This window comes from Thioalkalivibrio sulfidiphilus (assembly GCF_000377945.1).
Taxonomy (GTDB): domain Bacteria; phylum Pseudomonadota; class Gammaproteobacteria; order Ectothiorhodospirales; family Ectothiorhodospiraceae; genus Thioalkalivibrio_A; species Thioalkalivibrio_A sulfidiphilus_A.
In genome coordinates this window covers 24,662-38,417 of sequence record NZ_KB898948.1, presented here as the reverse complement: position 1 = coordinate 38,417, position 13,756 = coordinate 24,662, and the positions used below count along the sequence as shown (strand labels likewise).

The following is a 13,756-nucleotide window of genomic DNA, read 5'->3' as shown; positions in this document are numbered from 1 at the left end:
GAAGGCCAACAGCGGGTGGTGGCTGGTGCGTCCGCGACGGTTGGGGTTGTAGCCGCGTGCAGCGCCTTCCTGGTTCCCATTACGGGTGATCACGGTCGAATCCACATCCAGCGTCACCCGCTTCAAGGCGCTGATCTTGCCGAAGAACCAGCGATAGACCTCGGCCTGCACGCGCTCGTTGGTGAGCATGTCGAAGCGCACAAACAGCCGCATGATGGCTTTGTGTCCCGCCGCACGTGCCCAGCCGAAGAGCCGCACCAGGGTGTTGTCCATGCGCACCGTCTCGGCATGCACAAACCGGCAGGCGCCACACCAGATCGAAACAATGAACTGCTCAATCAGTTGCAGCGGTGCATATCCCCGGTTCGATCGCGGCTCGGGCAAACCCCAGCCGGCTGCCGCTTGCCGAAACCCCATGCTGTCGAGCATTTGCTTGAGCAGCGCTAAGCCGCCCCAGGCCGTGACCTCACGGTTGCTGAAACTGACCGAGAATCCTTCTCCCTGAAGCACTGATTTCGCCATGACCTTTATCTATCCAGTTGATCCGCAATGGCTTTCTCTAATGGTATCCATTAGAAACCCGTGCGCCCGCAGCCGCGGCGCGATGGCCCACAGTTTGCCTCATACTCAAGAAAAATGGCTAATGGACAATCTGGGTTCAATCATGTAAATCCTGTTAATCCTGTCAAAGGTTTGCTTTTAATTGAGGCACCATGAGCAGTCTTGATCTCAACCTGGAAGGCGCCGAGCGGCTGCCGCTCAAAGACTTCACCGAGAAGGCGTACCTGGATTATTCCATGTACGTGATTCTCGACCGGGCCCTGCCGAACATCGGTGACGGTCTGAAGCCCGTGCAGCGGCGCATCATCTACGCCATGAGCGAGCTGGGGCTCTCGGCGGCCTCCAAGTACAAGAAGTCGGCGCGCACCGTGGGTGACGTGCTGGGCAAGTTCCATCCTCACGGGGACTCGGCCTGCTACGAGGCCATGGTGCTCATGGCACAGCCCTTCTCCTACCGCTACCCGTTCGTGGACGGGCAGGGCAACTGGGGCTCGCCGGACGATCCCAAGTCCTTCGCCGCCATGCGCTACACGGAGTCGCGGCTCTCGCCTTACGCACAGCTGCTGCTCTCGGAACTGGGACAGGGCACCGTGGACTGGGTGCCCAACTTCGACGGCACCCTGGAGGAACCGAAGGTGCTGCCGGCGCGCCTGCCCAACGTGCTCTTGAACGGTGGCACCGGCATCGCCGTGGGCATGGCCACCGACATCCCGCCCCACAACCTGCGCGAGGTGGCCAGCGCCTGCGTGCACCTGCTGGAAAACCCCAAGGCATCCGTGGCGGATCTCTGCGAGCACATCCAGGGCCCGGATTTCCCCACCGAGGCGGAGATCATCACGCCCCGGGCGGAACTGCGGAAGATGTACGAGACCGGCAACGGCGGCCTGCGCATGCGTGCCCGCTACGAGCGCGAGGGCACGGACATCATCATCACCGCGCTGCCCTACCAGGTCTCCGGCTCCAAGGTGCTGGAGCAGATCGCGGCGCAGATGAACGCCAAGAAGCTGCCCATGGTGGAGGACCTGCGCGACGAGTCCGACCACGAGCACCCCACGCGGTTGGTGATTCAGCCGCGCAGCAACCGGGTGGACGTGGAGGCGCTCATGGCGCATCTCTTCGCCACCACCGATCTGGAACGCAGCTACCGGGTGAATCTGAACATGATCGGCCTGGATGGCCGGCCCCAGGTGAAGAACCTGCTCACCCTGCTGGGCGAGTGGCTGCATTTCCGCACCGAGACGGTGCGCAGGCGCCTTAAGTGGCGCCTGGACAAGGTGCTGGCCCGGCTGCACATCCTGGAAGGCCTGCTGATCGCCTACCTCAATATTGACGAGGTGATCCGCATCATCCGGGAGAACGACGAGCCCAAGCCCGTGCTCATGGAACGCTTTGGCCTCACCGACACCCAGGCCGAGGCCATCCTGGAGCTGAAGCTGCGCCACCTGGCCAAGCTCGAGGAGATGAAGATCCGCGGCGAGCAGGATGAGCTGGAAAAGGAGCGGGACAGCCTGGAGAAGACCCTGGGTTCCGCATCGCGTCTCAAGCGCCTGATCCGCGACGAGATCCAGGCGGACGCCGAGAAGTTTGGTGACGAACGCCGCTCACCCATCGTGGCGCGCGCCGCCGCCCAGGCCATGGATGAGTCCGAACTGGTGCCCACCGAGCCGCTCACGGTGGTGCTTTCGAAGATGGGCTGGGTGCGTGCCGCCAAGGGCCACGACGTGGACGCGGAGGGCCTGAGCTACAAGTCCGGTGATGCCTTCCTGTCCGCCGCCCGGGGGCGCAGCAACCAGCCGGTGGTGTTCATCGATTCCACCGGCCGCACCTACACCCTCCCGGCCCATAGCCTGCCGTCGGCACGCGGGCAGGGCGAGCCCCTGTCCGGGCGTCTCTCGCCGCCGGACGGCGCCCGCTTCGTGGGCGTGATGATGGGTGCGCCCTCGGACCTGTTCCTGCTCTCCACCGACTACGGCTACGGCTTCGTGTGTTCGCTCGAAGACATGCAGAGTCGCAACAAGGCGGGCAAGGCGGTGCTCTCGGTGCCGGCCGGCGCGAAGGTGCTGCCCCCGGTGCGGGTGCGGGACATCGACGCGGACTGGATCGCCGCCGCCACCAGCGAGGGCCACCTGCTGGTCACGCGCCTCAACGAACTGCCGCGCATGGCCCGGGGCAAGGGCAACAAGATCATCAACGTGCCCTCGGCGAAGCTCAAGACCCGGGAGGAGTGGGTCGCCGCCATCACCCTGGTGCAGGACGGCGAGCCGCTCACCGTGGTGGCCGGCAAGAAGTTCAAGACCATGAAGGGCCCCGAGGTGGACGAGTACGCCGCCGAGCGCGGCAAGCGCGGCAAAAAGCTGCCCCGGGGGTTCCAGAAGGTGGATGAGCTGAGGGGTGGTCAGTAGTCAGTAGTCAGTAGTCAGTAGTCAGTAGTCAGTAGTCAGTAGTCAAGGAGGCATGGGACAGAATATGGCGTTGTCAAGTACTTTTTTCCACTGACCACTGACCACTGACCACTGACCACTGACCAATAGATTGAATTTTTCACCCACGCCCCTATCTAATACCGCGGACTTTTGATCCTGAACCCTTGAACACATCGGAGCGACGATGAAACGTATCTTCCTGTTCCTCGCCACCAACCTGGCGATCATCGTGGTGCTGAGCATCGTGCTGCGCCTCCTGGGCGTGGAACGTATCCTCGATGAGTCCGGCACCAACCTGAACCTGAACGCCCTGCTGGTGTTCGCGGCGGTATTCGGCTTCGGCGGCTCGTTCATCTCCCTGGCTATTTCCAAGTGGATGGCCAAGAAGACCATGCGGGTCCATGTCATCGAACAGCCCCGCAACAGCACCGAGCAGTGGCTGCTGGAGACCGTGCGCCGCCAGGCCCGTGAGGCCGGCATCGGCATGCCGGAGGTGGGTATCTTCAATTCCCCCGACCCCAATGCCTTCGCCACGGGCATGAGCAAGAACAACGCCCTGGTGGCGGTGAGCACCGGGCTGATGGACCGCATGAACGCCGACGAGGTGGAGGCGGTGCTGGGTCACGAGGTGGCCCACGTGGCCAATGGCGACATGGTGACCCTGGCCCTGATCCAGGGCGTGGTGAACACCTTCGTGATCTTCCTGGCCCGCGTGGTGGGTCACTTCGTGGACCGGGTGGTGTTCAAGAACGAGCAGGGCCACGGCCCGGCCTTCTGGATCACCACCATCGTGGCGGAGATCGTGTTTGCCATCCTGGCCTCCATCATCGTCATGTGGTTCTCCCGCCAGCGGGAGTTCCGGGCCGATGCCGGCGGCGCCCGCCTGGCCGGCCGCGACAAGATGATCTCGGCCCTGGAGAAGCTGCGCGCCGTGCACACGCCCAGCCAGATGCCCGACCAGATGGCCGCCTTCGGCATCCGCGGCGGCGTGGGGCAGGGGCTCAAGAAGCTGTTCATGAGCCATCCGCCCCTGGAGGAGCGCATCATGGCCCTGAAGGCCATGCAGCGCTGATCGCTCAGTAAGTCGCTGAAAAGACCGCCGCAAGGCGGTCTTTTCGTTTGAGTGGTGGGCGTAAAACAATAAAGCCTGTCCTCTCACGGAGACACGGGGGCACGGGGAAAGCATTTTTATCATAAGACCTTCCCCGTGCCCCCGTGTCTCCGTGAGAGGACGGCTTTGGGCTTTGTCAGTCCTGCAGCCCGTTATTTGGACTATGCTTGAAGGAACCCTGTCGTCAGTGAGGGTTTCTCCATGAATACCAAGCCCTATCCCACGGAGCCGGAGCATATGGACATGGAGGCCTTTCTCCGGGAACTCCCGCCCCACGGATCCCACACCGCCGAGGAAGACGAGTACGTCCAGCATTTCTGCGGGCTGGAATGCTATGAGTTGTGGCGCAAGGGAGACATGCAATCCGAGTAGGAGACCCAAACCCGATCCTCACACGGAGACACGGTGACACGGAGATAAATGGCTTATTGATCATAAAGTCTTCTCAGTGACCCCGTGTCTCCGTGAGAGGACAGGTTCTCGCTCAGTCCTTCAGTCTGTCTACTGACGACCGGCTACGGGCTCCAGCATCGGCTTGAGGGCCTCCCACACGTTTTCCAGCATGCGTGGTTGCGCTTCGGCGGTGGGGTGGATACCGTCGGGCTGCATGAGCGCGCGATCCTCGGCCACGCCTTCCAGGAAGAAGGGCACCAGGGGCACGCCGTGCGCCCGGGCCACTTCGTGGTACACGGCGTGGAACCTCTCGGTGAAATGGTTGCCGTAGTTGGGTGGCAGGTGCATGCCGAGCAGCAGCACCTCGGCCCCGGCCTCCCGGCTCAGGCGCACCAGTTCGGCGAGGTTCTCCCGCATCTCGTCGATCATGATGTTCGGGTGCACGCCCCGCAGGCCGTCGTTGCCTCCCAGTTCGATGATCACCAGCGAGGGCCTGTGGCGTTCCAGGACCCGGGGGAGACGGGTGAGTCCGCCCCGGGTGGTGTCGCCGCTGATGCTGGCGTTGACCACCCGCCAGGGCAGGTCCTCATCGGCCAGGCGACGCTCCAGCAGGGCCACCCAGCCCTCCCGCTCGGCCATGCCGTAGGCGGCGCTCAGGCTGTCGCCCAGCACGACCAGGGTGTGGCGCTCCTGGGCGTCCGCCAGGACGGGCGCGGCCAGCAAGACGTGGAATACGACGACAAACGACAGGAGTAAGGATTTCATGGTGTCCCATTCTAACGTGGCGGCCAGGGCGACCGGGACCGCGCTGGTGGAGGCCATCGGCCTGACCAAGTCCGTGCAGGGTCCCGGCGGACAGCTGGACATCCTCAAGGGCGTGGATCTCGCCGTGGCGCCCGCCGAGGCGGTGGCCATCCTGGGCGCCTCCGGATCGGGCAAGTCGACCCTGCTGGGCCTGCTTGCCGGTTTGGATCTGCCGAGTGGCGGAGAAGTTCGACTCCTGTCCGAATCCCTGGGGAATCTGGAGGAGGATGCCCGGGCCAGGCTGCGCGCCGGGCAGGTGGGTTTCGTGTTCCAGTCCTTCCAGCTGCTGCCGGCGCTCACGGCGCTGGAAAACGTGATGCTGAGCCTGGAACTGGGCGGGCACCCGGGTGACGCCCGCAAGCTCGCCCTGGAGGCCCTGGAGCGGGTCGGCCTCAAGGACCGGGTGGCCCATTACCCGAGCCAGCTCTCAGGCGGCGAACAGCAGCGGGTGGCCGTGGCCCGGGCCTTCGCACCGAATCCCAAGGTGCTGTTCGCCGACGAGCCCACCGGCAACCTGGACCAGGTCACCGGCGAGCAGATCATCCGCCTGCTGTTCGGCCTCAAGGACGAGCTGGGCACGGCCCTGGTGCTGGTGACCCACGACGTGGAACTGGCGAGTCGCTGCGACCGGCGCCTGTTCCTGCGCGACGGCGTGCTGGGGACGCAATGAGGGCCGCTGCCATGAGGGTGGGCGCGTTTCGCTATTCCCTGCGTTCCCTGCTGCGGGAGTGGCGCGCCGGGGAACTGCAGGTGCTGGCGCTCGCGGTGGTGATCGCCGTGGCGGCGGTCACCTCCGTGGGCTTTTTCACCGACCGGGTGCAGCGGGCCATGCTGCTCCAGGCCACGGAGCTGCTGGGTGCCGACCTGGCGGTAGTCTCCGCCGACGAGATTTCCGAGACGCTCTCCACCGGCGCCACGGAACGGGGGCTTTCCATCGCCCGTTTCGTCACCTTCCCCAGCGTGGTGCTGTTCGGCGATGCCGCCCAGCTGGCGGAATTGAAGGCGGTGGACGGAGGCTACCCGCTGCGCGGACGCCTGCGGGTCGCTGTGGAACCCTTCGGGCCGGAGCTCGAACCGGAGGGCGGCCCCGGTCCCGGCGAGGTCTGGGCCGAGACGCGACTGTTCCAGCAGATGGGCTTCCAGGTGGGCGATCTGCTGCAGGTGGGCGACACCGAGCTGCGCGTGACCCGGGTGCTCACCTACGAACCTGACCGGGGCGGCGACCTGTTCCAGCTCGCCCCGCGGGTGATGTTTAATCTCGCGGACGTGCCCGCCACGGGCCTGGTGACCCCGGCGAGCCGGGTGCGCCACCAGCTGCTGGTGGCCGGCGACGAGGCGGCGGTCAATGACTACCGGTCCTGGGCCGCCGACCGGCTCGCTGCCAACGAGCGCATCGAGGGCGTGCGCGATGCCCGCCCGGAGCTGCGCCAGGCCATCGAGCGGGCCGAGCAGTTCCTGGGGCTCGCCGCCCTGGTGGCGGTGCTGCTGGCCGGCGGCGCCATCGCCGTGGCGGCGCGCCACTACAGCGAGCGCCAGTCGGACACCAGCGCGGTGATGCGCTGCCTGGGGGCCAGCCGGGATTTCGTGGTGCGGGTGTTCCTGCTGCGCCTGCTGTGGATCGCGGTGCTGTCGAGTCTCGCCGGCGCCCTGGCGGGCTACGGCGCCCAGACGGTGCTCACGGCGCTGCTGGGCCAATGGTTCACCGGCGGCCTGCCCGGGGCCTCCGCCTGGCCGGTGTTCAGCGGCCTGGCCGTGGGCCTGGTCACGGTGCTGGGTTTTGCGCTGCCCTCCATGCTGCGTATCGGCCGGGTGCCGCCGCTGCGGGTGCTGCGCCGGGAACTGGGCGCGCCGCCGCCCGCCATGTGGCTGGTGCTGGGGCTGGCCCTGGTGACCCTGGGCGTGCTGCTGCTCTGGCAGGCGGGTGACGCGCGCCTGGCTGGTCGGGTGCTGGGCGGGGCGGTGGCCACGGGCGTGCTGCTCTGGGGCGTGGCCTGGGCGATGATCTGGCTGCTCAAGCCCCTGCGTACCCGGGGCGGTGTGGCACTGCGCTTCGGTCTGGCCAACCTGTCCCGCCGGGGCTCCCTGAGCGCCGTGCAACTCTCCGCCTTCGGTCTGGGCATCATGGCCCTGCTGTTGCTCGCCCTGGTGCGGGTGGACCTGCTTTCCGCCTGGGAGCAGAACCTGCCGGAGGACGCCCCCAACCACTTCATGATCAACGTGCAGCCGGAGGAGGTGGAACCGCTGCGCGCCCTGTTCGAGTCCCGGGGCCTGGATGCGCCCGCCTACTACCCCATGGTCCGGGGTCGCCTGGCCTACATCAACGACCGGCCGGTGAACCCCGAGGATTACGAGAGTGCCCGGGCCGAACGCCTGGCCGCCCGTGAGTTCAACCTCTCGTTCGGGGACGCCCCCCAGCCGGACAACCGCATCATCGCCGGTCGCTGGTGGCAGCCCGGGGACGATCTGGCCCAGTGGTCCGTGGAGGAGGGCCTGGCCCAGACGCTCGGGATCGCCATGGGCGACCGCCTGGTATTCCGGGTGGCCGGCGAGTCGGTGGAGGGCCGGGTGACCAGCCTGCGCACCGTGCAGTGGGATTCCTTCAACGTGAATTTCTTCGTGCTCGCCCCGCCGGAACTGCTGGCGGAGATGCCCGCCACCTACATCACCAGTTTCCGCCTGGACGCCGAGGGCGATGGCCTGCTGGCCGCCGCCGTGCGCCAGTTCCCCAGCATCACGGTGCTGGACGTGCGGGCGCTGATGGAGCAGGTGCGATCCATCATGGATCGGGCGACCCTGGCCGTGGAGTACGTGTTCCTGTTCACCTTGCTGGCCGGCGTGACGGTGCTGTTCGCCGCCATCCAGGCCACCCGTTCCGTGCGCCAGCGGGAAACGGCCCTGTTGCGCACCCTGGGCGCCAGCCGCCGCCAGGTGCTGGCCGGATTGCTCTCTGAGTTCCTGGTGATGGGCGCACTGGCGGGCCTGCTGGCCGCCGCCGGTGCCACCCTGATCGGCTACGTGCTCGCCGCGCAGATCTTCGACCTGCCCTTCGTGGTCAACCCGTGGCTGTGGATCGCCGGCATCGGCGGCGGCGCCGCCGGCGTGGGCTTTGCCGGCTGGCTCGGCGCGAGAGGGGTGCTGAAACAGCCGCCGCTGTTTACGCTGCGTAAGGCAGCGTAAACAAAAGGATGAAGGAGGAAGGATGAAGGATGAACCCCCTCTCCCTCAGGGAGAGGGCCGGGGTGAGGGTGGTTTCCGCATCGGCTTGCGACGGGCCTTGTGTTTCCCTCTTGCCTCTTGCCTCTTGTATCTTGTCTCCAGATCTCAATGAAACACACCCACTACCACAAGAAGCACGTCTCCGACACCCCGCTCCACGAGCTGGAGGCGCGCTTCGCCTCGGCGCCGGGTGAGGGCAGGGACGAGCAGCTCCTGGAGGCCCTTCGCACCGCGGTCGCCTACCGCCCCGAGGACCCCCAGCGCCCTTGCGCCCTGGATGTGGCCGAGATCCTGCGCCTGCTGGGGGTGGATAGGGAGACCCTGATCGCCACCCTGCTGCTGGATGCCTTCCTGGACAAGCGCCTGTCCGAGGCGCGCCTGCGCGAGCACTTCGGCGAGGCCGTCGCCGCCCTGGTGCGCAGCGTGCACTGGATGCTGACCTTTAAGGAAGAAATCCCCCGCGAGTCGGGCGCCGGCCCGGAGCAGGCCGAGCGCCTGCGCCGCCTGTTGCTGGCGGTGGTGGAGGACGTGCGCGCGGTGCTCATCAAGCTGGCCTACCGGGTGCAGCGCCTGCGCCTGCTGGCCGCCGAACCCGATGACCTGGCCCGGGCCTATGCCCGGGAGACTCTGGAGGTGTTCGCGCCCCTGGCCCACCGTCTCGGCATCGGCCAGCTCAAGTGGGAGATGGAGGACCTGTCCTTCCGCATCCTGGAGCCGTCCGAGTACCGGCGCGTGGCCAAGCTGCTGGAAGAGAGCCGCACCGAGCGCGAGACCTACATCCGGGAGTTCATGGAGCGCCTGGAGACGGCGTTGCGGGCCGAGGGTATCGAGGCCCGGGTGCTGGGGCGGCCGAAACACATCTACAGCATCTGGCGCAAGATGGAGCGCAAGCAGCTGGACTTCGAGGAACTCTATGACCTGCGCGCCGTGCGCGTGATCGTGGACCGCATCCCCACCTGCTACACGGTCCTGGGCGTGGTGCATAGCCTCTGGCCCCACATCCCCCAAGAGTTCGACGACTACATCGCCAACCCCAAGGACAACGGCTATCAGTCCCTGCACACCGCGGTGATCGGCCCCAGGGCCAAGGTGGTGGAGGTGCAGATCCGCACTCAGGCCATGGACGACTTCGCCGAGCTGGGTGTGGCCGCCCACTGGCGCTACAAGGAAGGCGGCCGCGAGGACCAGGCCATGGGCCGGGCCATCGGCTCCCTGCGCCGGTTGCTGGAGAACCGCGAGGACGACGAGGCCCTGATGGACAGCTTCCGTTCCGAGCTGTTCCAGGACCGGGTGTTCGTACTCACCCCCAAGGGCGACGTGGTGGACCTGCCCAAGGGCGCCACGCCCCTGGACTTTGCCTACGCCATCCACACCGAGGTGGGCCACCGCTGCCGGGGTGCCAAGGTGGACGGGCGCATCGTGCCGCTGACCTACACCCTGCGCTCCGGCCAGCGGGTGGAGGTGCTCACCACCCGCCAGGGCGGTCCCAGCCGTGACTGGATCAACCCGAGCATGGGCTACCTGCGCACCTCCCGGGCGCGGAGTAAGGCCCGGTCCTGGTTCAAGCTCCAGGACCATGACCGCAATCTCCAAGAGGGTCGTGTGATCCTGGACCGGGAGTGCCAGCGCATGGGGGTCGCAAACCCGGACCTGGAGGCCCTGGCGAAGCGCTTCCACCAACCCACCAAGGACGAGTTCCTGGTGGCCGTGGGCGCCGGCGACATCACCCCCGCCCAGCTGGCCGGGGCCCTGCAGCCCGTGGCCCCGCCCGTGGAGAGCCTGGTCTCCACCCGTCGGCGCAAGCGTGCTCCCGCGCCGGCCGGGGGCGAGAAATCCGAGATCCACATCCGCGGCGTGGGCAACCTGCTCACCCAGATCGCCCGCTGCTGCCGGCCTGTGCCCGGCGACCCCATCATCGGCTTCATCACCCGGGGCAAGGGCGTGACCATCCACCGCCGCGACTGCGTAAACATCCTGCGCATGCCGCCGGAGAAGAAGGTGCGCCTGGTGGAGGTGAGCTGGGGCGCCGAGCCCCGGTCCTACCCGGTGAACATCCGCATCGAGGCCTTCGACCGCCAGGGCCTGCTGCGGGACATCACCGGCGTGCTGGCCAACGACCGGATCAACGTCCTGTCCGCCAACACCCGCACCGATCGCTCCGACCAGACGGTGACCATGGAACTGACCCTCGAGGTGGAAGGCAGCGCCCAGCTGAGCGCCCTGATGGACAAGATCGGCGCCCTGCCCAACATCACCAGCGTGCGGCGTTCGGCGGGCTGACCGGTAGGCGTGGCGACCCCGCCGCGAACAGCGATGCCAGGGAAGGCCAAGGGAGGAGGAATCTGGTGCCCCGATCAGGATTCGAACCTGAGACCTTCCCCTTAGGAGGGGGACGCTCTATCCAGCTGAGCTACCGGGGCCTGAAGGCGGATAAGATACCCGATTCGCCGGCACCCGCCAAAGACCGCCGGTCATTTCCCTGTCATCAGCCGGCCTTTGCCCCGCCGCGGGCTTTCCGCTATCGTTCGCCCCCAGAATAGCCTTACAAGGGAAGGGTGGCATGAGCGAAAGAATCGGCGTGATCGGGCTGGGCTACGTGGGTCTGCCCGTGGCCCTGGGGTTTGCGAAACACTACCCGGATACGGTGGGTTTCGATATCAGCGAGCGCCGGGTGCGCACGCTGCGCGATGGCCAGGACTATACCGGCGAGGTCACCGCCGAAGAGCTCAAGGCCAACCCCATCCGCTACACCACGGACCCCGCCGACCTCAAGGGCGTGACCTTCTTCGTGGTCACCGTGCCCACCCCCATCGACGACAACCGCCAGCCCGACCTGAGCCCGGTGATCTCCGCCTGCGAGACCGTGGGCAAGGTGCTCTCCCCGGGCGCCGTGGTGGTGTTCGAGTCCACCGTCTATCCCGGCGTCACCGAGGAGATCTGCGGTCCCATCCTGGCCCGGGTCTCCGGCCTGGAACAGGGCAAGGACTTCAAGCTGGGTTACTCTCCCGAGCGCATCAACCCCGGCGACAAGGAACACACCCTGGAGCGCATCGTGAAGGTGGTCTCCGGAGAGGATGCCGAGACCCTTGAGCGGGTGGCCGAGGCCTACGGGCGCATCGTCACCGCCGGGATCCACCGCGCGCCCACCATCAAGGTGGCCGAGGCCGCCAAGGTGATCGAGAATACCCAGCGGGACCTGAACATCGCGCTCATGAACGAGCTGGCGCTGATCTTCGACCGCCTGGGCATCCGCACCAAGGACGTGCTCGCCGCCGCGGGCACCAAGTGGAATTTCCTGCCCTTCACCCCGGGCCTGGTGGGCGGCCACTGCATCGGTGTAGATCCCTACTACCTCACCACCAAGGCCAAGGCCGTGGGCTACTACCCTCAGGTAATCCTGGCCGGACGGCGCATCAACGACGGCATGGGTGCCTACATTGCCCAGCGCCTGGTGAAGATCCTCATCGAGCAGGACCGTCCCGTGAAGCAGGGCAGGGTGGGCATCCTCGGGCTCACCTTCAAGGAAAACGTCCCCGACCTGCGCAACTCCCGGGTGCCGGACATCGTCAAGGAACTGCGCCAGTTCGGCATCGAGCCCCTGATCCACGACGCCCTGGCCGATGCCGACGAGGCCCGCCACGAGTACGACCTGGAACTGGCGTCCCTGGACGCCTTCCGCGACCTGGACGGCCTGATTCTCGCCGTGCCCCACAAGGCCTACCAGCAGCAGGGTGCCGAGGGACTGCGTGCCATGATGGTCGAGGGCGGTGTGTTCGTGGACGTGAAGTCGGCCATGCGTCCTGAGGATATCAACGGCAAGCATGTGTACTGGAGCCTGTAGTGGATATCAGCCGGAGCTGGCTCGCCAGCCCTGCCGAGCGATTGGCTCAGTAAGGGTAATTGAGCAGATCAGGGAACAAAGGGAGCATCTTCGAAGCAGGTGAAAGTACGTGATATTCTCACCAAACTGAAGGAAGATGGCTAGGAGCCTGTCGGACTTAGGTGCCCGTAGCGAGCCGGGTGGGAGAGCGAGGTCATTTTCCCGATCGTTTGAGGAGAATAGCCGTCGCTATTTGACGAAAAGGATCGGGAAAATGGGCCGCTCTCCCACCGGCGCAGTAGGTGCAGCCTAAGTCCGACAGGCTCCTAGTATCTCCACTCGACACGTGGCAGTTACCGGCAATTGAAGCATCCCTAAAGCCTGGGCGGGTGACGGTGCCTGAAAAACCCGGCGACGATTTGGCTGTCGGGACCCTAGCCCTCATATCTCGCCACCGTTCGTAGCGAGGGCGCCGAGATGCCGCTGTGACGGGGCGAGCGGAGCGGAAGACGGCGCCGGCGTAGCCGACACTACGTCAAACTGGCTGGAGTGAGCACGCCTCGTCATAGCGAGCAGATCGGCGGCCGCAGTAGAAGGGTGGTGAGATATGCGGGCTAAACAGCATTTACAAACAGGCGGGCTGGAAATAGGTGCAATCATGAGGTACGCAATCGTCATTGAAAAGGCAGATAACAACTACTCAGCCTATGTGCCAGATTTGCCCGGCTGTATTGCTACCGGTACAACAATCGAAGAGGTAGAACAGCAGATTCGGGAAGCCATTGAGTTTCATCTTGATGGCATGCGGGAAGACGGTGAGCCCATCCCTCCTCCGAGCAGTCATGTCGAGTACGTTGATGTCGCCTGACGACAGGTTCAATTCGGATGCCGACAACTCCGGTGCCGGTTGATCTGGGCGCTTGCATGCAGTCTCCAACCGTCACTTCGTTCACCATGGACACCAAGCCCAACAACGAGAACCTGATTGCAAGGCTGCAAATGTTTTTCTCTGCTCAGCCTCATGTGGAACTCGCCTATCTGTTTGGTTCGACGGCCCGTGGCACGACCGGTCCGATGAGCGACGTGGATGTGGCGATCAGAATGTCGCCTGGTGCCGATCACACGCTGGACGAAAGGCTCAAGCTTCAGGATGCCTTATGCCGGCACCTGGGGTCCGACCGGGTCGACCTCGTCGATCTGGATCTGGTCTCGCCTGTGTTGCGCTTCAACGTGGTCCGTGATGGTCTCCTGCTCAAGGGCGACAACGACGTGCGCGTACCTTTCGAGGTTCGGGCCATGTCGGAATACTTCGATACCCACGCCCTGCGTGCACCGCATGATGCGGCGCTCCGGGCCACGGCAGGTGCGGTCCGTACATGATCGACAAGACGGTCTTTGTCGCACGCCTGGACCGGTTGTATGCAGACA

The 13,756-nt window shown here is 65.7% G+C and carries 11 protein-coding genes and 1 tRNA gene; 9 read left to right on the top strand and 3 right to left on the bottom strand.

What is annotated here, in order from left to right:
• Positions 1-522, bottom strand: a 522-nt coding sequence (locus tag D580_RS16585) for a transposase (RefSeq protein WP_196799740.1), incomplete at its 3' end; no start/stop codon positions are given.
• A gap of 191 nt (positions 523-713) precedes the next feature.
• Here D580_RS16585 and parC point away from each other — a divergent pair.
• From parC to D580_RS16580, 3 genes are all read left to right on the top strand, one after another.
• Positions 714-2,963: a DNA topoisomerase IV subunit A gene (parC, locus tag D580_RS0111485; protein ID WP_018954528.1), complete on the top strand. Its 2,250-nt coding sequence runs from the start codon at positions 714-716 to the stop codon at positions 2,961-2,963.
• Between the two features lie 205 nt (positions 2,964-3,168).
• Complete coding sequence (gene htpX, locus D580_RS0111480) at positions 3,169-4,056, top strand: protease HtpX (protein WP_018954527.1); 888 nt, start codon at positions 3,169-3,171, stop codon at positions 4,054-4,056.
• Between the two features lie 240 nt (positions 4,057-4,296).
• The gene (locus D580_RS16580; RefSeq protein WP_018954526.1) at positions 4,297-4,467 is read left to right on the top strand and encodes a DUF3330 domain-containing protein; all 171 of its coding nucleotides are present in this window, start codon (positions 4,297-4,299) and stop codon (positions 4,465-4,467) included.
• A 129-nt stretch (positions 4,468-4,596) separates the two neighbouring features.
• Here D580_RS16580 and D580_RS0111470 read toward each other — a convergent pair whose 3' ends face one another.
• Complete coding sequence (locus D580_RS0111470) at positions 4,597-5,253, bottom strand: arylesterase (protein WP_018954525.1); 657 nt, start codon at positions 5,251-5,253, stop codon at positions 4,597-4,599.
• Between D580_RS0111470 and D580_RS0111465 the strand changes: the two genes are divergently transcribed.
• From D580_RS0111465 to relA, 3 genes are all read left to right on the top strand, one after another.
• Positions 5,252-5,962: an ABC transporter ATP-binding protein gene (locus tag D580_RS0111465; protein WP_018954524.1), complete on the top strand. Its 711-nt coding sequence runs from the start codon at positions 5,252-5,254 to the stop codon at positions 5,960-5,962. The genes D580_RS0111470 and D580_RS0111465 overlap by 2 nt on opposite strands.
• 11 nt (positions 5,963-5,973) lie before the next feature.
• The gene (locus tag D580_RS0111460; protein WP_018954523.1) at positions 5,974-8,469 is read left to right on the top strand and encodes an ABC transporter permease; all 2,496 of its coding nucleotides are present in this window, start codon (positions 5,974-5,976) and stop codon (positions 8,467-8,469) included.
• A gap of 147 nt (positions 8,470-8,616) precedes the next feature.
• Complete coding sequence (relA, locus tag D580_RS0111455) at positions 8,617-10,788, top strand: GTP diphosphokinase (RefSeq protein ID WP_018954522.1); 2,172 nt, start codon at positions 8,617-8,619, stop codon at positions 10,786-10,788.
• A 63-nt stretch (positions 10,789-10,851) separates the two neighbouring features.
• On the opposite strand, the gene D580_RS0111450 is transcribed toward relA, so the two are convergent.
• Positions 10,852-10,928: transfer RNA gene (locus D580_RS0111450), tRNA-Arg, on the bottom strand.
• Between the two features lie 140 nt (positions 10,929-11,068).
• Between D580_RS0111450 and D580_RS0111445 the strand changes: the two genes are divergently transcribed.
• From D580_RS0111445 to mntA, 3 genes are all read left to right on the top strand, one after another.
• A complete protein-coding gene (locus D580_RS0111445; protein WP_018954521.1) occupies positions 11,069-12,349 on the top strand; it encodes a nucleotide sugar dehydrogenase in 1,281 nt (426 codons plus the stop codon).
• Between the two features lie 637 nt (positions 12,350-12,986).
• On the top strand, positions 12,987-13,196 hold the full coding sequence (locus D580_RS16280) for a type II toxin-antitoxin system HicB family antitoxin (protein WP_026289929.1): 210 nt from the start codon (positions 12,987-12,989) through the stop codon (positions 13,194-13,196).
• A gap of 86 nt (positions 13,197-13,282) precedes the next feature.
• Positions 13,283-13,708, top strand: coding sequence for a type VII toxin-antitoxin system MntA family adenylyltransferase antitoxin (mntA, locus tag D580_RS0111435; protein ID WP_026289928.1), 426 nt, complete (start codon positions 13,283-13,285; stop codon positions 13,706-13,708).
• Positions 13,709-13,756: the final 48 nt, after the last annotated feature.